A 16,314-nucleotide genomic window follows, 5' to 3' on the forward strand; every position below is an offset into this window, starting at 1 on the left:
AAACAAAAATTCTCTCCTGGCTGGCATCTGCTAGAATAGCCCTTTCCCCTTTCGGTCACGTTACAGGGGATGCCAAAAATCACGGCTTCATGTACACTAAGTGGCACTATGACAAAGAAAAAAGCACATAAACCCGGTTCCGCTACCATTGCCATGAACAAGCGTGCCCGCCACGAATACTTCATTGAAGAAGAGTTCGAAGCTGGGCTTTCGCTACAGGGATGGGAAGTTAAATCTCTCCGTGCCGGAAAGGCCAATATCAGCGACAGCTACATTCTGCTGCGCGACGGTGAAGCTTTTCTGTTCGGTTCAACATTCCAGCCGTTGAGCGTCGCCTCTTCGCACGTGGTTTGCGATCCAACCCGCAGCCGCAAGCTGCTGCTGAAGCAGCGCGAACTCGACACCATCTTTGGCAAAGCCAACCGCGACGGATACACCATCGTAGCGCTGTCGATGTACTGGAAAAACGCCTGGGCCAAGCTGAAGATCGGCGTGGCAAAAGGTAAGAAAGAGCACGACAAGCGCGATGACATCAAAGATCGCGAATGGAAATTAGACAAAGCGCGTATTATGAAGCACGCGAACCGCTAAGCCACTGGCATAGCGACAGGTTTTTCTGTTATACTGTTTTTCTACTTGGGGCTGATTCTGGATTCGACGGGATTTGCGAAGCCCTAGGAGCATGCCGAGGGGCGGTTTGCCTCGTAAAAAGCCGCAAAAAAATAGTCGCAAACGACGAAAACTACGCTTTAGCAGCTTAATAACCTGCTAAGAGCCCTCTCTCCCTAGCTTCCGCTCTTAAGACGGGGATCAAAGAGAGGTCAAACCCAAAAGAGATCGCGTGGAAGCCCTGCCTGGGGTTGAAGCGTTAAAACTAATCAGGCTAGTTTGTTAGTAGCGTGTCCGTTCGCAGCTAACCGGCGAATGTAAAGACTGGACTAAGCATGTAGTGCCGACGGTGTAGTAATTTCGGACGCGGGTTCAACTCCCGCCAGCTCCACCAAATTCTTTAGCTGCGATACCAGAATTGTCCGCTGAAGTCCTGAAAGCCCGCAAGGTGAAAGCTTTGCGGGCTTTTTTGTGTCTGCAATTTGTCCCGCGAAGTCTGATGCCAACTAATTAAATCCGAACCTTTTAGGCACCTTGTTAGGCACCTCATAAAGCTTTATTGTTTTTGAGGTGCCTAAAACTATGGAAACCCGGCAATGGCAAGACAAACCAAACCTCTATCCGTTAAAGAAATCGAATCTGCTAAACCCAAGGAAGCGGACTACGTTCTCTATGATGGCGATGGCCTTGAACTACTCATCAAATCCAGCGGGAGTAAAATCTGGCAGTTTCGCTACATTCGCCCTGTCACCAAGAAACGTGCGAAGAAGAGCATAGGCCCCTACCCGTCAGTTACGCTTGCCGATGCCAGAAACTATCGCGCAGAATCTCGTTCTCTTCTGGCGAAACAAATCGACCCTCAGGAACATCAGCAAGAACAACTTCGTAGTTCGCTTGAAGCTAAAATCAATACTTTCCAGCTCGTAGCTGAACGTTGGTGGAATGTGAAGAAAGCCAGTGTGACCGAGGACTACGCAGAGGATATCTGGCGATCTCTTGAGAGAGATGTCTTTCCTGCAATTGGTGACGTCAGCGTAACAGATATTAAAGCTCATAACCTGGTTCAGGCCGTGCAACCAGTCTAGGCCAGAGGAGCACTGGAAACTGTTCGTCGCCTGTGCCAGCGCATTAATGAGGTCATGATCTATGCCCAAAACACAGGGCTGATTGATGCTGTTCCCAGCGTTAATATCGGTAAAGCCTTCGAGAAGCCTCAGAAAAAGAACATGCCCAGTATTCGTCCCTGTCAACTGCTAGAGTTAATGCAGAAGATGCGAACGGCCAACACGATTTACCCCTGAGTTTAACTTACAAAGATGTTTCAAATCATGACTTAAAACTAGGTTTTAATCCATAAGCCAACACAGTGCGTACCTTTCACGAAAAAAATCGTGATGAAAAAACATCTCAGGGTTGCCGATAATTGTCCTCTCATAAAGAAGGCTAGCTAATGCAACTCTTACAACTCTGGATTAGCAGGAAGTTCCACAATGTTTTCTCTACCAAACCATTCTGTCAGCTTAGCCGTAGCGTTGGCACTTAACTCTTGGGTGAACAGAACCGCAAGACGTCTTTTAGGGCGCGAGCAAGCAACATAAAAAAGATTACGGTTGTTTTCAAAAAACTCGGTCTTATCCGCCGGTGGCCCTGCATCAATCCATTCTAACATTTGTACAAAATTGTATTTATTCCAGCCACGCCCAACAATGACGAGCACATTTTCAAACTCAGCGCCCTTAACACCATGCTTAGTTGCGAATGGTGTGTTGCCATCAATAAAGCAGTCCAGCGCAATAATTTCGGTATAGGGAACATTCCGCAATTTGCGCAATTGCGTTACGCGGCGAGGTTCTTCATCTACCGGTACGGCACCGATCTCCTCCAGCTTAAGCTCACGTTCCTCAACTGCTCGAGGTAGCCGCATGTGTGGCTGTACGCCGATAAAATCCACAACCTCACCAATTGATCCTCTTAACCTGAGCTCAATTAAAGAATTCATAGATTCAGTCCAAGCAATCTTGTCTTGATGCCTGCGAATATGAGGCATGCTGGTCCCGAAAGACTCAAACATGTCACTATAGCGGCGTTCAATAAAAGCCGAGCATGCAGGCTCGAGCTGATCGGTCAAAAACTTAATATGCGGATCTTCCTTCTTGAGCCATGGATCGTTGTATTGACCGTAAATAGTTGGAATGGAGGCATAACCTTGTTCGCGGGCTAGCACACTGTGGCTAAGCATGAGAATTTTAGTATTGTCGTTCGAAAAGTCCCAACCATTAGAAATGAGATGAGATTTAAGGTAGTTAAAGTACGCTTTGGCTGCTTCAGGCGTCGTATCGCCTGTCCAGTGACCACCTCCTCTCCCAGTACGCCGCTGGCCTACCCACCGGTTAGTATGGAATACACGGGCCTCGCCAGGCGCATATGGATCGCTAACCATCTGAGGTAAAGCCGGACGCATCCGATTCAGCACACGCACAATGGGATCAACCGAACGAAAATTGGCATTTTTATCAATGATTACAAGAGAAGCGTGTTCGACTAAACCACAACCTTCTCCATAGATTTTTTGCCAATGATCACCAAAAAGACCAATGACAGGCCCTTCTCGGCGATCCAGAAACCAATCTTTCAACGCAGTAATAAACGCAGCATCAGTATCTTGGTATTCATCGATCAATAAAATTGGATAACGAGCGCAAAGAACAGTACGGAATTTTGGTAAATCCATTGCTTTAATCATCAAAGCCAACACATCTTCATGGCGGATCGAGACTTGATGGTCAGCAACACTCGGATATCCCAATTCATAATGAACTCGCCGAACACCGATGCCATTTACTTGCTCAAGGCGCTCAGCCCAGCCAGGGAGAAGAGGAACAAACTCACGCAACATTGCCTGAAAATCTTTCAAGATTGACCAGCAAAATCCATGTACGGTCTCAGGGCTTACTGCTGGATGCGATTTAATTCGCGAGATAATTTCGTCTTTAGCAACATTAGTGTAGGTAATGCAACCAACTTGTTGACGTTTACGAATCAATTCGCTACCGCGTTTATCGATTAGCCAACGGAGGGCTTTATCCAAAGAGAATGTCTTGCCTGCACCTGCACCAGCCTCAAGACGAAAACTTCGCTCTTGTTCAAGGCAATCAAACATGCGTTCTAATGCCAACCGTCCCGCAGTATCTGCCGGGCTTTCATGAATTTCAGTAGTCATTGAGCCCCTCCCCACTTATTTCAATCCCAGCTGCAGCAGCGGCAATATCTGATGGTGTAACTTGTGGTATCACTATGACTGGATTGCCTTCGGCAAGCCATCTTAAACCTTCTGAAATATAGCGCGGCACATTCCACGTGCTATTTTCAATTGCATAGGTCAATGCAAATGTTGATTTTTTTTGATCAGCGGCATGTTCGTAAGCAAGTGTTGCACGATCACCGTCGCCAAGTGCGAAACTTTCGAAATTAGCTAAAATAAAAGCATCTTCGAAGCTTCGCGCACATGGCCCTCCATCCATTTCAGGTACTTGATATGCAAGGCGACGGCTATCAACAATCTTATTCACATGAGACTGAGTTAATAATTGAGTCGGTGTAATATCATTATTGGAGAACCAAGCTTTGATGCAGCTGTTACTCGTGAATTCACCACTTGCAACAGGTGTTGCAATACGTTTATTGTTTGCATTACGCTTCACCGAATCAATATCGGTGATAATCAGCGTGCGTAATTCGAGAAAGGACAAGAGGTCAAAAAATCGGTGTGCGTAAGCCCCTCCAACTTCCATCACTGTCAAATACTGGCTACCAAGTTGTGCTCCTCCTGGAGCTGCAGCATCAGTTTTACGAATCATCGCAGGTAATAGCAATCGTTCAGAAGTGCCCTCAATCAAGACGGCTTTATCTGCAAAGAACAAGTCGCATCTAGTCAAAGTCAAATATTGATATAAAAAATCACGTTCAGGAACAGGTGCATTCCCCATCCCCTTACGCAGATCTTTGACTACCGACTGTCTGAAACCATCATTGCCTTCCCGAGTTAGAAAATATCGCATTGACTCAAAACGTGCTTCATTCGCCATATGTGGCGAATGGGTGCTAATGACAAACTGAACCGGCCAGGGTTTGTTCTCATTGAGCTGTGTTTCGAAAGCTTTTGCTATTTTACTCAGTTGGCGAATAAAGACTTCTTGCATCTGCGGATGCATATGGGCTTCTGGCTCCTCAATAAATATGAGATGCACTCCCACAGCGGTTGGAGTTGCCTGATATTCTCGGAAAAAGCGCAGAAGTTGGAGCAAAATATAAACGAGGTTACGCATTCCGAGCCCATTATAAGTCTCAGGCAGAGTGATCCCATTAACACCGACATAGCGGATTTTCGTGTGATTATTTAGCAACTTATCGACATCAAAGCTGGTCTCAGTTACAAGCCCAGGATCAGCTAAGCCAGGATATCCAAATAAATCAAATGTGGGTAATAGGGAGGTCAGTTTTTCATTGAAACCGACATGAAGCTCTGTCTGAATCTGCTCAACAGCAGTTTTGAGTTGTGCCGCAGTCGTACGTTTATTACTATCTATAGGATCAGTTAAAGCTGATTGAAAAAGAACTTCAATAATCTTTCCTAGTACATCGCGTTCACGGTGAGTATCGTCATCCAGACCACGCTGAGCATTAATAAATCCACCATTAATCAAAATCTTAATCGTTTTTAGGTCAAGATTTTTACGGTTGGTAGAATCATTTGGATCAACAGTTTCAAGCTTGCATTCATACGATTGGGGTAAACGCTCCTCGACTGTGCGGAATAGAGATGCACGCTCAATATTCATTCCCCCAGGGGGGGTAGTAACGTCAGCAAAAAGCGATTCAGTGGCTACCGAGTTAGGTCCAAAAGTGAGAGTCAAGCGTACAAAGTTACAATCAGGGTTAAGGTCGATTATGCAGTCACTTATTGGCCCTAAGTCCGGGGACTCAACGTCATACTCTACATCAAGGTTAATTATAATTGACGGCAAATGATGATAAATATCCTCACGTGATTCTCCTGCTCGCAGTGCTTCAAATGCAGACCAAAATCCCTCATGGCTTCCAAGCGAAAAATCTTCAAGTCTGAACGAAGGGCCTTTATCGGATAAAAGTCTACGAAATAATTCAGCAATTGAAGTTTTACCACTATTATTACGACCGACGATTAGCGTAATTTTTTCTTCAAGCCCAAGAGATACTTTTTTTAGGAGCCGGAAATTTTCTATTTCAATATTTTTAACTAGCATATGCTCTACTCCCTGCGAATTCAGTTATCAAAGATAATAATGAAACCTCAAGTGTAAATAGGTGACCTTACTCAATCCAGACGTTCTATTTCGACAGATAATGTCGGAGTCTTGCATTCTAGTGTTGGTTAACTTGTTTTCCGACAATCATTTTCAAAGCAGATTTTCTCTTCAGGAATAAGTAATATACCCCGTAATATAACAGATTAATCGGTAGTCGGTTACATAAAAGATCTCCTAATTATCAACGCCTTGTTCACCCATGGAAAAGATCCAGACTTTATTCTGCTGCTCATTTTCTTGAGTGGCCTCCAGTTTCTTACGAATCACGGTGCGTTTAGCTTTAGACCAGTGCGCCCATTCATCAATATGGATCTGGTAAATTCTCGATGATTTACCGCCTTCCCATTCACCGGACAAAGGAATAATGATCATTTCACAACCATTCTGACATTTATCATGTGAAACTCCACAGGTTCTTCGAATGTTATCTGTTATTAGCCCCCAAAAGCCATATAATACACATGGTTTACTATATGGAGCGTTCACGGATGGCATTACAGGGGAAGTTTATTCTAAACGGTGCGGATATTGCGCCACTAACGATCTACGGCGTTGGCACTTTCATGGCGTTTTCCGGGCAGCAGCTCTACATGAACAAAGGCGGGTGCGGCCACATGTCGAAGCTGGGCCCGATCCCTCCCGGCAACTATTACATCGTAGACAGACCTACCGGAGACTGGAAAAATAGGGTCCGGGCAGCGGGGATAGACGTTTATAAATCCATCAAAACCCGTTCCATCATCAATCATTATGAATGGTTTGCGCTTTTTCGTGCTGATGGGAGTATTGATGACACAACCTTTATCGAGGGCGTCGAAAGGGGGGGATTCAGGCTACACCCCGGCAGTATTTCAGAAGGATGTATTACTCTGGTGCACCGGACTGATTTTCTAAGGTTGCGGGAGATCATTCTAAATACGGTAAAATGTGATATTCCCAATTCGAAATTGCGGGCATACGGAAAAATAGAGGTTATCGCTAATGGCACAAGCTGCCCGTAAGCTTATGGGGTTTGCGATTTTCATTGCCTCATTTATTGCAGTCGTTATGACTGATGGCTATTTTTCACTTGGTGAGCGCGTTATCAGTTGGGAGTTCGTTTATACCGTATCAGGATGGAGGGGCGTTGCGGGCATGAGTGAGCAGACCGTGATGATATTTGACGAATTAAATATTTACTTGGATCTGTTGTTAACCACTCCCGTTTATTCAGCAATAATGACGGCCCCCTGTCTGATGAAAAGGCCGGAATTACAAAACAGTTATATGAGAGTGTTTCTGAATAAACTACTTAAAACCGTCCTGACTGTTACAGCTGTGATAGCAGTCATTTACCTTATTGCCTACATTGCGCCTTAAAAAGGGGCACCTGCCCCTTGTGTCACCGCTCATTCCAGGCATCCGAGTGCTGCACGTTCCCGTCACAGTATTTATGGGTGATTTTCTCGTACATCAATGACACCGATTCGCTGTGATTAATGCCGCCAAGACCAGCGATTTTCGTGTTGGGCATGCCTGGGCTGAAGGAGATCACCATCACGCCTTCCAGAAGCATGTTGTAGTACTCCTCCTCCTGACCAGCATCGTTGATACGATACCATTTGAACTCTGCTGACATGAGCTTCTGGCCCGTTGTCACGGCTTTGAATAGATAGGGGCTGGAAGAATCAAAGTCTTTTTCGAATGAGATAGGCGCATGCTTTCGTTTGCCCGTAGCTTTCCCCGTCTGGGAGTCAACCGGAAGCGTTATTGCATGAGAAAACCCGACAACTTCAATACTACCTTCCCGGTGCTGCACATCCGCACTTCCCTTGATCACCGCACCGCCATCATCTTTAAGCCACAGATAAGCTGGAATTGGCATTTTACATCGTCCTTTATTGTTAATCCTTTCAGCAATATACATCAGACAATATAGTTACACGCAGTTATTTTATGGAATAAATCTCTCTTATCATTTTTTTGCTGAGCCTTGAAGAAAGTTCTATCAGGTAGTTTGTGTTGGATGCCTGGTAACTTCTCAAGAAGATAAAAAGCCCTCTGGGTCTGTTTGGCGGCTTAGTGCTTTCCGCCGCATAATATAGATGGTATTGCAATTATCCCGCCAAAAAACCATTCACTTTCAGAGATCCCCCGACACACTGAATATACCCTATCAGGAGATCGTCATACGCAAATCCCGATTCATCAAACACCAGCTCATGTCGTTTAGAGCACCGCCCTATCAAAGACTCTTCCAGTCAGGCAGCTTGTTTTTCCACCTGCCCCAATAGTGAAATAGCGCCATGGATATACCAAACAGCAAACCGGTAATCAGGGCGGTAGACACCGCACGCAACACGCTGAAGTCCTGATTTTGCCAGCGGCTAAACCACATGCAAACGCCCCAAACAGGGCCGAACCAGGCGGTATATAACAACGTATTCAGCCAGAAAGGGGCAAATGGTGAGGGCGGTACGTTAGCCCCAAGTTTCCAGCACAAGCGCAGGATCGGTGGCGCATAGTTACTCCGCCACATCTTTTTTTCTTCCATCAGCGCGATTGCCTTTTGCTTCTTTTCTTCAAACGTCATCATCTGAATCCTTTCACTGGATATCTTTAAAATTCGGAGAGTCTCATTCAGCCCAGAGCAGAATGGGGAGGGCTCTGCTTATAGAGTATGAGCCATACCTCGATTTTGCACCCGGCATCCTCCAGAGACAAGGCCCCGTTCGCATTCTGACATAGCTGCCGCAAACTCAGTTCCGAGGTGTGATTATCACGCCAGCATTCAGTTTCTGAATGGAGAAGAAGCAGGGGCCGGGCTCCACTCATGACCTAACTTTTCCAAATGGCATAGTTTGCAAAAAATATTGAGAATATTTATCTACTATAGTTTTGGAAACATTAGCAATTAATGCAACCACTAATACGTTTATAACCCATTGATAATATATTCATGATATTGAAATGGTTCCTGCCTAAAGTCTTCCGGAATGCACATTCTGTAGAAGAAAAAGATCTTTCCTCATAAAGGAGTACGCTTCATGGCATTTGTAACGACTGATGATGGTGTAAATATCTATTTCAAAGACTGGGGTTCTAAAGATGCGCAGCCCGTTGTGTTTCATCACGGCTGGCCGCTGAGTGCAGATGACTGGGACAGCCAGATGCTCTTCTTCCTGGCAGAAGGTTTTCGCGTCATCGCCATCGATCGTCGTGGCCACGGACGTTCTGACCAGGTGAGCGAAGGCCATGACATGGACCACTATGCAGCCGATGCATCCGCAGTGGTTGAGCATCTGGATTTAAAGAACGCGGTTCATATCGGTCACTCTACCGGTGGTGGTCAGGTGGCTCGTTACGTCGCGAAGTATGGCCAGCCGCAGGGCCGCGTCGCTAAGGCCGTACTGATCAGCGCTGTACCGCCGCTGATGCTGAAAACCGCTGACAATCCTGAAGGCACCCCATTGGAGGTTTTCGATGGCTTCCGTTCAGGTCTGGCTGCCAACCGTGCTCAGTTCTACCTGGATGTCGCATCAGGTCCATTTTATGGCTTCAACCGTGACGGTGCACAGGTGTCACAAGGCACCATCCAGAACTGGTGGCGTCAGGGCATGACCGGCAGCGCTCAGGCGCATTATGAAGGTATCAAGGCTTTCTCTGAAACCGATCAGACCGAAGATTTAAAAGCCATTACCGTACCAACGCTGGTGATGCAGGGCGACGACGATCAGGTTGTGCCTTACAAAGCCGCAGCGGTATTGCAGGATAAACTGCTGGCCAACAGCAAACTGATCATTTATCCGGGCTACCCACACGGCATGCATACCGTACATGCGGATGTGATCAATGCCGACCTGCTGGCCTTTATTCGTGATTAATCGTTAGTAATTACGCGTTATAAAAGGCGGCTAAAAGTCCGCCTTCAGCCCCTGCGGCGCAATAAAGATTTCCATATTCTCGCGGGAAAGCTCCCAGTGCTCGAACACCAGGTCAACCACGGCCTGCTCGTCGCGTGCTTCAATGGCGACGATAAACGCGTCGTGGTGCTCGGCTGCGAGCTGCAGGCGGCGTTCCATATCGGCATTCTGCGGGCGGAAGAAGGTGTGGCCAATACGGCAGTGATCGATGAGCAGGCGGCCCAGGCTGGGTTGCAGATAGGGGTTGGCCGCCATCTCGCCCATGATTTCATGGAAGCGGTTATTTTCCAGCGCCAGCGCTTCGGCATCGCGGGTTTGTACCGCTTTGCGGAAGCGCTTCTGCGTTTCCTTCAGCGCCTTCATCTGCGAGGGCTTATAGTTCTGCACCGCCAGGCGCCCGGTGGCGGCATAGATCATGGGGGCAACGAGGAAGAAATTGCGCAGGCTGGAGTGGCTCATTGGGATCACCCGCACGCCGCGTTTTTCCACAATCTCCAGATAGCCTTCACCTGCCAGCCGCTGGAAGACTTCTCTTACCGGCGTGCGCGATAAACCGTACTGTGCCGTCAGGCTGGCTTCATCCAGCAGCTCGTCGGGATCGAGTTCCATGGTTAAAATGAGACGTTTTAAATCCTCATATAGTGCAGCTTTACCCGATCTCAATGTTGCCTCCTGAACGCCATCATCTTCAATGTTTGCGCGAGAAACGCGCTATCCCATGCCGATTAACCTACAGAAAAAGTGCGTATACAGCAAAAATAATTCAAATATTTCATGCGATACCTGGATCGACATAACACTTTCATCAATCAGCTAAGACTTACGTATTATCAACAGGTAACGAAATTCATCGCGAGAAAATTTTAACACTAGAGCAGAGCGTTTCTGGTGGGAAAAGAGGCATACCCTGCCCTCTCTGGACTGGGAATGTTGGCAGAGTAAGCGCTGCCCGCCGGGAATAGCGGGCAGCGGAGGGTCAAAGCTAAGACTTAGCTGTCGGCACCCGGTACATCAATCCAGATGGTTTTCAGCTCGGTGTACTGATCCAGCGCGAAGGCGGATTTATCACGCCCGCCGAAGCCGGACTGCTTGTAGCCGCCAAACGGCGTGGTGGCGTCGCCTTCACCGAAGCAGTTCACCGTTACCGTACCGGCACGCACGGCGCGGGAGACGCGAATAGCGCGGTTCAGCTTGCCGGTGTAAACCGATGCCGCCAGCCCGTAAGGGGTGTCGTTGGCCAGCGCAATCGCTTCGGCTTCGGTTTTAAAGGTAGTGATGCACAGTACCGGGCCGAAGATCTCTTCGCGGAACAGCGCGCTCTGCGGCGTCACGCCATCGATGACCGTCGGCTGGACGTAGATACCGTTTTCGGTGTCGCCGCCCTGCACAATGCGCAGCCCTTCCTGGCGCGCCGTTTCCAGATAGCCGCTGACCTTGCTGAAGTGATCGGCGGAGATCATCGTGCCCAGGCGGTTTTCCGGATCGAGCGGGTTGCCCATTGGCCAGCTGCCGATCTGTTCGGCGATCAGCGCCAGCAGGCGATCCTTCACCCCTTCCTGCACCAGCAGGCGCGAGGTGGCAGAGCAGTTCTCACCCATGTTCCAGAACGCGCCGTTCAGCACGTGCCCGGCCACGGTTGCCAGATCTTCAGCATCATCAAAGACCACCGCCGGGTTTTTACCGCCGCACTCCAGCACCACTTTTTTCAGGTTAGAGTCGGCCGAATAGTGCAGGAAACGGCGGCCGGTGGCAGTAGAACCGGTAAAGCTCACCATATCAATATCTGCATGCAGGCCAATCGGCTCGCCCACGTCCTTGCCGGTGCCGGTAACAATATTCAGCACGCCCGCCGGAACGCCCGCCTCAAAGGCCAGTTCCGCCACGCGCAGCGAGGTCAGTGAAGTCTGTTCGGCGGGTTTCACCACTACCGAGCAGCCTGCCGCCAGCGCCGGGCCGATTTTCCACGCCAGCATCAGCAGCGGGAAGTTCCACGGCAGCACGCAGCCCACTACGCCAATCGGTTCACGCACCACCAGCGCCATTGCGCCGTTGCCCACCGGCGCGGTGTGGTCGTAGAGCTTATCGATCGCTTCCGCGTACCACTTAATAATGTGAATGGTTTCCGGCACGTCTACCGCCAGGCATTCGCTGACCGGCTTGCCGCTGTCGAGGCTTTCCAGTACCGCCAGCTCGGTGACTTCCTGCTCCATCAGTGCCGCCAGTTTCAGCAGCACCGCTTTACGCTCGCCCGGCGGCAGCTGGCTCCAGCTACCGGCGTCAAATGCGGCGCGCGCGGCGTCAACGGCGTTGTTCACGTCGGTAGTATCGCACGCGGCGAGATCGGCCAGCTTATCGCCGGTCGCCGGGTTGGTGGTTGGCAGGGTTTTGCCGGAGGCTGCCGCCACAAAGCGACCGTTGATAAATGCCTTATCGGCAAATTTCAGCCCCTCAACCACAGCGACCACATCATTTAATGTCTGAATCTGGCTCATGCTATCCCCTTACCCGGTAACCGCAGCGACGTTGCGTTTCACGCCTTCAATCACAGCCTGCAGCTGCGCTTTCTCTTCTTCATCCAGCGCCAGCAGCGGTGCGCGCACCGGGCCTGCGGTCAGACCGGCCAGATTGCAACCGTACTTGATGGACTGCACGAACTTACCGCCGTCGAGGAAGTTCATCAGCGGCATCATCGCCGCCATGATCTTACGCCCTTTGGCGAAGTCCTTCTCAATGACACAGGCTTCGTACAGCGCAACGTGCTCGCGTGGAATAAAGTTAGAGCCAGCGCAAACCCAGCTGCGTGCGCCCCAGGCGAAGAACTCCAGCGCCAGGTCGTCCCAGCCGCAGGACAGCGCAATGTTCGGGTATTTGATGGCCAGCAGATGCAGGTTGTTCAGATCGCCGGAGCTTTCTTTAATCGCCACCACGTTTTTCGATTTGCTGACTTCGGTGAAATAGGTTTCCCCCATGCTGATACCCATACGGCCGGGGTAGTTGTAAAGCATGATCGGCAGCTGAGCGGCTTTATCCACGGTCAGCGCGTGGTGGGCATTTTCCAGTTCAGTCGGCAGCGCGTAAGGCGGCGAGGTCACCAGAATGGCATCGGCTTTATGTTCACGAGCGTGCTGCGCAAAGGCAACGGCATCTTCCGTGCGGATAGCTCCGGTACCCACCACCAGCGGCAGGCGGTTGCCGATCACCTTGCGCGCATGTTCCACTAGTGCCAGGCGCTCTTCGGTAGTTTGTGCGTAGTACTCACCGGTAGAACCACCGATGATAATGCCGTGTACGCGGGCTTCAATCAGCGACTCCAGCACGTCGGCAAAGCGAGCAAAATCAATGCTGCCATCGGCGGCGTAAGGGGTAATTGCCGGGGTGAAGATACCATCAAATGTCAACACGTTAACCTCCAGAGGGAAAATCAGGACCAAAATCACCCGCTTTGCGGCAGAAAATGGCGACGTTTGTTAACAATTTGCACAGCCCGGTTTGACAGGTCAATGAAGGGGGATTTTTTGTATACGAGTAAAATACAAAAAAAATTCGCATGAATGGTACGTTCATACAAATTAATTTTTTTAAAATGTTAAAAATCAGCAAATTAAAACTATTTTCAAATAGGAAAAATTTTCTACATGATTTCCGATAACGATCACATTATGAGATTATTACGCTATCTGGCATATTTACAGCCTCGTTCAGGAAGCATAATTTTGATGCTGCATTTAACCAGGTTTTAACAGATATCCGTCCGGTTCGCTGGCGAACACCGTAAACAGAGGTAGAAGGCTATGCCCCAGAACAAAGCGACGCTCACAGGATTGATTGCCATCCTGCTTTGGAGCGCGATTGTGGGATTGATTAAGAGCGTCAGTGAAGGATTTGGTGCGATTGGCGGCGCGGCGCTGATTTACACCTGCAGCGCCGTGCTGCTGCTGTTCACCATCGGCTTCCCCAACATCCGCAAGTTTCCACGCAGCTATCTGATTATCGGCAGCGTGCTGTTTGTTTGCTACGAGCTGTGCCTGTCGCTGTCGCTGGGGTTCACCCACTCCGGCCGCCAGGCGATTGAAGTCGGTATGGTGAATTATCTGTGGCCCAGCATGACCATTGTTTTATCGGTTATTGTTAACCGACAGAAAACCAGTCTGTTAATTATTCCTGGGGTTATTATTTCAGTCATGGGAATTTGCCGCGTGCTGGGTGGCGACAGCGGATTCTCTCTGAGCGAAATGGCCAGTAATATAATGGATAACCCGCTCAGCTACGGACTGGCCTTTAGCGGCGCGATTATTTGGGCAATCTATTGTGTGGTAACGAAAAGAATTGCTCAGGGCAGCAACGGCATTACGCTGTTCTTTATTTTAACCGCGCTAACCCTGTGGGTGAAGTTCCTGCTGTCGCCGCAGCCCGAGTTTGTTTTATCGGCGAAAGTCTGGATTAATCTGGCGCTGGCGGCCATGGCGATGGGCTTCGGTTACGCAGCCTGGAACGTGGGTATTCTGCACGGGAACGTCACCATTCTGGCGGCGGCATCCTACTTTATTCCGATTATCTCTGCGGTTCTGGCGGCGTTTATGCTCAATTCGCAGCTTTCGGTTTCCTTCTGGCAGGGCACCGCGATGGTCAGTCTCGGTTCTCTCGCCTGCTGGTGGGCAACCCGCACGGTGGCTGAAAAAAAGCTCTCCTGTAAGGCCTCTTAGCTTTTACCCCGGGAGGAGTACTCTCCTCCCAACCTCGACACATCGTACTCACTTAATTTTAAACAAAAACAATTCCTGTTCTATCGTCTTTAACCGAAGGAGAGTTTATAGAATATAAAAAAACTGATAATAACCGTTCACCTGCTTAATCAATTAATGAAAACAACCTGCTCCGGATAACATTCTGGTGGATTCATCTGGTTTAAAATAATCCCGTTAATGCTGTGATTAAAAGTAATAAACCCCGTGACCGTAATAAGCATCCCTCGCTTTCATGTTTATTACAGTCATTATGTTGTGCTTTTTATTCAACGGTATCGGAGAAAAAACAGGAGTTACCATGTCTGCTCATATTTCTGTTGAAGACGTGCCGCTGAGCCGCTTCCACCGATTACTGACCGTTCGCTCCGGCGGCGGCTCCTTTGTCGATGGCTACGTGCTGAGCATCATCGGCATCGCCATGACCAAAGTCTCCCCGGCGCTGGGGCTCAACGCATTCTGGGAAGGGCTGATTGCCGCATCGGCGCTGATCGGCATCTTCTTTGGCGGCTTTTTGGGTGGCGTACTGACCGATCGCCTCGGCAGGCGCCTGATCTATTTCGTTGGCCCCACGCTGTTTATCCTCTGTTCGCTGGCCCAGTTCTGGGTACAAAGTGGCGAAATGCTGTTTATCCTGCGCCTGCTCAGCGGCGTAGCGGTGGGGATTGAATACCCGGTAGCCACCGCGTTTCTGGTGGAGTTTCTGCCGAAAAAATACCGTGGCCCGTGCCTCGCAACGCTGACCATCCTGTGGTTTGCCGGTGCCGCCACCGCCTATATGACCGGCGAAGCGATTCTCTACTTTGGCGGCGCTGAAGCCTGGCGCATTGCACTGGCCAGCACCGCAGTGATTGGCCTGCTGCTGTTCCTGATCCGCTTAGGCACGCCGGAATCGCCGCGCTGGCTGATCAGTAAAGGACGCCATGCCGAAGCCGAAGTCATTATTCGCCAGGTGTACGGCGACAACTTCAGCCTGAAAAATCTGCCCGCGCAGTCGGAAAATAAGCACCTGTCGTTCAGGAGCCTGCTGCACTCCGGCTACGGCAAGCGCATGGCGTTTATCACCGTGTTCTGGACCTGTTCGGTGATCCCGGTGTTCGCCGTTTACGCCTTTGCGCCGAAAGTGCTGGATGCCCTGCATCTGAGCGGCAACTGGGCCTCATACGGTTCGGTAGCCATTACGCTGCTGTTTGTGATGGGCTGTATTATTGCCACCCGGTTGGTGAACACGCTGGGACGCCGTAAACTGCTGCTGCAAAGCTTCCTGTGGTCCGGCCTGGCGCTGGCGCTGCTTGGTCTGCTGCGCGACGGGCCATCACCGGTGATCCTGCTGCTGTTCGGCACCTACGCGCTGTTTATCGGCGGTGCGCAGGTGCTGCAGCTGGTCTATCCAAATGAGATCTTCCCGACGGAGATCCGTGCCGGTGCGGTGGGGATTGGTACATCGATGTCGCGGATTGGGGCGGCGATCGGCACCTGGCTGATCCCGGTTTCCCTACAGACGATCGGCATTGGCGCAACGATGTACATCGCTGCCGGGATCACCGCCGTCGGGCTGATCGTTTCCTGGTTCCTGGCACCGGAAACCGCCTCGCGCAGCCTGGAGGACGCCGCCTCGCTGGAGGCTGACCAGACGGCTTCTGCGCCTGCATCTTCCGCTGGCAAACTGTCAAAGAATAACGCCTGGTAATTACCTTTCGGGGCTGCATCGCAGCC

General features: G+C 49.9%; 14 protein-coding genes, 1 other RNA gene and 1 pseudogene. 8 read left to right on the forward strand and 8 right to left on the reverse strand.

Annotated elements, in window-relative coordinates; translation table 11 throughout:
- Positions 1-108: 108 nt before the first annotated feature.
- The 3 genes and pseudogenes from smpB to JOE09_RS16090 all read left to right on the forward strand — a co-directional run.
- Positions 109-591: an SsrA-binding protein SmpB gene (gene smpB / locus JOE09_RS16080; protein WP_105593172.1), complete on the forward strand. Its 483-nt coding sequence runs from the start codon at positions 109-111 to the stop codon at positions 589-591.
- A gap of 47 nt (positions 592-638) precedes the next feature.
- Positions 639-1,003, forward strand: a transfer-messenger RNA (tmRNA) gene (gene ssrA / locus JOE09_RS16085).
- A 202-nt stretch (positions 1,004-1,205) separates the two neighbouring features.
- Positions 1,206-1,895: pseudogene (locus JOE09_RS16090) on the forward strand (integrase domain-containing protein); the annotation flags it as partial.
- 173 nt (positions 1,896-2,068) lie between these two features.
- On the opposite strand, the gene JOE09_RS16095 reads toward JOE09_RS16090, so the two are convergent.
- The 3 genes from JOE09_RS16095 to JOE09_RS16105 all read right to left on the reverse strand — a co-directional run bounded on the left by JOE09_RS16095 (position 2,069) and on the right by JOE09_RS16105 (position 6,326).
- Complete coding sequence (locus JOE09_RS16095) at positions 2,069-3,829, reverse strand: UvrD-helicase domain-containing protein (RefSeq protein ID WP_205066470.1); 1,761 nt, start codon at positions 3,827-3,829, stop codon at positions 2,069-2,071.
- Positions 3,819-5,891, reverse strand: a complete 2,073-nt coding sequence (locus tag JOE09_RS16100; RefSeq protein ID WP_205066471.1) for an ATP-dependent nuclease — start codon at positions 5,889-5,891, stop codon at positions 3,819-3,821. The genes JOE09_RS16095 and JOE09_RS16100 overlap by 11 nt, the downstream gene beginning before the upstream one ends.
- A gap of 237 nt (positions 5,892-6,128) precedes the next feature.
- A complete protein-coding gene (locus tag JOE09_RS16105; RefSeq protein ID WP_205066518.1) occupies positions 6,129-6,326 on the reverse strand; it encodes a hypothetical protein in 198 nt (65 codons plus the stop codon).
- A gap of 116 nt (positions 6,327-6,442) precedes the next feature.
- On the opposite strand from JOE09_RS16105, the gene JOE09_RS16110 reads away from it, so the two are divergent.
- Both JOE09_RS16110 and JOE09_RS16115 read left to right on the forward strand, forming a co-directional pair.
- The gene (locus JOE09_RS16110; RefSeq protein ID WP_205066472.1) at positions 6,443-6,955 is read left to right on the forward strand and encodes a DUF2778 domain-containing protein; all 513 of its coding nucleotides are present in this window, start codon (positions 6,443-6,445) and stop codon (positions 6,953-6,955) included.
- Complete coding sequence (locus tag JOE09_RS16115) at positions 6,936-7,313, forward strand: hypothetical protein (protein WP_205066473.1); 378 nt, start codon at positions 6,936-6,938, stop codon at positions 7,311-7,313. Before JOE09_RS16110 ends, JOE09_RS16115 begins: the two co-directional genes overlap by 20 nt.
- A 22-nt stretch (positions 7,314-7,335) precedes the next feature.
- Here JOE09_RS16115 and JOE09_RS16120 read toward each other — a convergent pair whose 3' ends face one another.
- Together JOE09_RS16120 and JOE09_RS16125 are read right to left on the reverse strand one after the other, a co-directional pair.
- Positions 7,336-7,818, reverse strand: a complete 483-nt coding sequence (locus JOE09_RS16120) for an Hcp family type VI secretion system effector (RefSeq protein WP_105593166.1) — start codon at positions 7,816-7,818, stop codon at positions 7,336-7,338.
- Between the two features lie 360 nt (positions 7,819-8,178).
- Entirely contained in the window at positions 8,179-8,526 is a 348-nt protein-coding gene (locus tag JOE09_RS16125) for a DUF6404 family protein (RefSeq protein ID WP_205066513.1), read from the reverse strand.
- A 454-nt stretch (positions 8,527-8,980) separates the two neighbouring features.
- Between JOE09_RS16125 and JOE09_RS16130 the strand changes: the two genes are divergently transcribed.
- Complete coding sequence (locus JOE09_RS16130) at positions 8,981-9,817, forward strand: alpha/beta fold hydrolase (protein WP_105593165.1); 837 nt, start codon at positions 8,981-8,983, stop codon at positions 9,815-9,817.
- A 30-nt stretch (positions 9,818-9,847) separates the two neighbouring features.
- Here JOE09_RS16130 and JOE09_RS16135 read toward each other — a convergent pair whose 3' ends face one another.
- From JOE09_RS16135 to JOE09_RS16145, 3 genes are all read right to left on the reverse strand, one after another.
- A complete protein-coding gene (locus tag JOE09_RS16135) occupies positions 9,848-10,519 on the reverse strand; it encodes a GntR family transcriptional regulator (RefSeq protein ID WP_105593164.1) in 672 nt (223 codons plus the stop codon).
- A 326-nt stretch (positions 10,520-10,845) separates the two neighbouring features.
- Positions 10,846-12,348 (reverse strand): aldehyde dehydrogenase, encoded by a 1,503-nt coding sequence (locus tag JOE09_RS16140; RefSeq protein WP_205066474.1) that lies wholly within the window; start codon positions 12,346-12,348, stop codon positions 10,846-10,848.
- A 9-nt stretch (positions 12,349-12,357) separates the two neighbouring features.
- Positions 12,358-13,257 carry a dihydrodipicolinate synthase family protein gene (locus JOE09_RS16145; protein ID WP_205066475.1) on the reverse strand — a complete coding sequence of 300 codons (900 nt, stop codon included), beginning with the start codon at positions 13,255-13,257 and terminating at the stop codon, positions 12,358-12,360.
- 390 nt (positions 13,258-13,647) lie between these two features.
- On the opposite strand from JOE09_RS16145, the gene yddG reads away from it, so the two are divergent.
- Together yddG and JOE09_RS16155 are read left to right on the forward strand one after the other, a co-directional pair.
- Positions 13,648-14,559, forward strand: a complete 912-nt coding sequence (yddG, locus tag JOE09_RS16150; protein WP_105593162.1) for an aromatic amino acid DMT transporter YddG — start codon at positions 13,648-13,650, stop codon at positions 14,557-14,559.
- Between the two features lie 340 nt (positions 14,560-14,899).
- Complete coding sequence (locus tag JOE09_RS16155; RefSeq protein ID WP_205066476.1) at positions 14,900-16,288, forward strand: MFS transporter; 1,389 nt, start codon at positions 14,900-14,902, stop codon at positions 16,286-16,288.
- The last annotated feature ends 26 nt before the right edge of the window (positions 16,289-16,314 follow it).

The sequence above is a fragment of the Pantoea coffeiphila genome, from assembly GCF_016909495.1.
In the GTDB taxonomy this organism is placed as follows: Bacteria; Pseudomonadota; Gammaproteobacteria; order Enterobacterales; family Enterobacteriaceae; genus Erwinia; species Erwinia coffeiphila.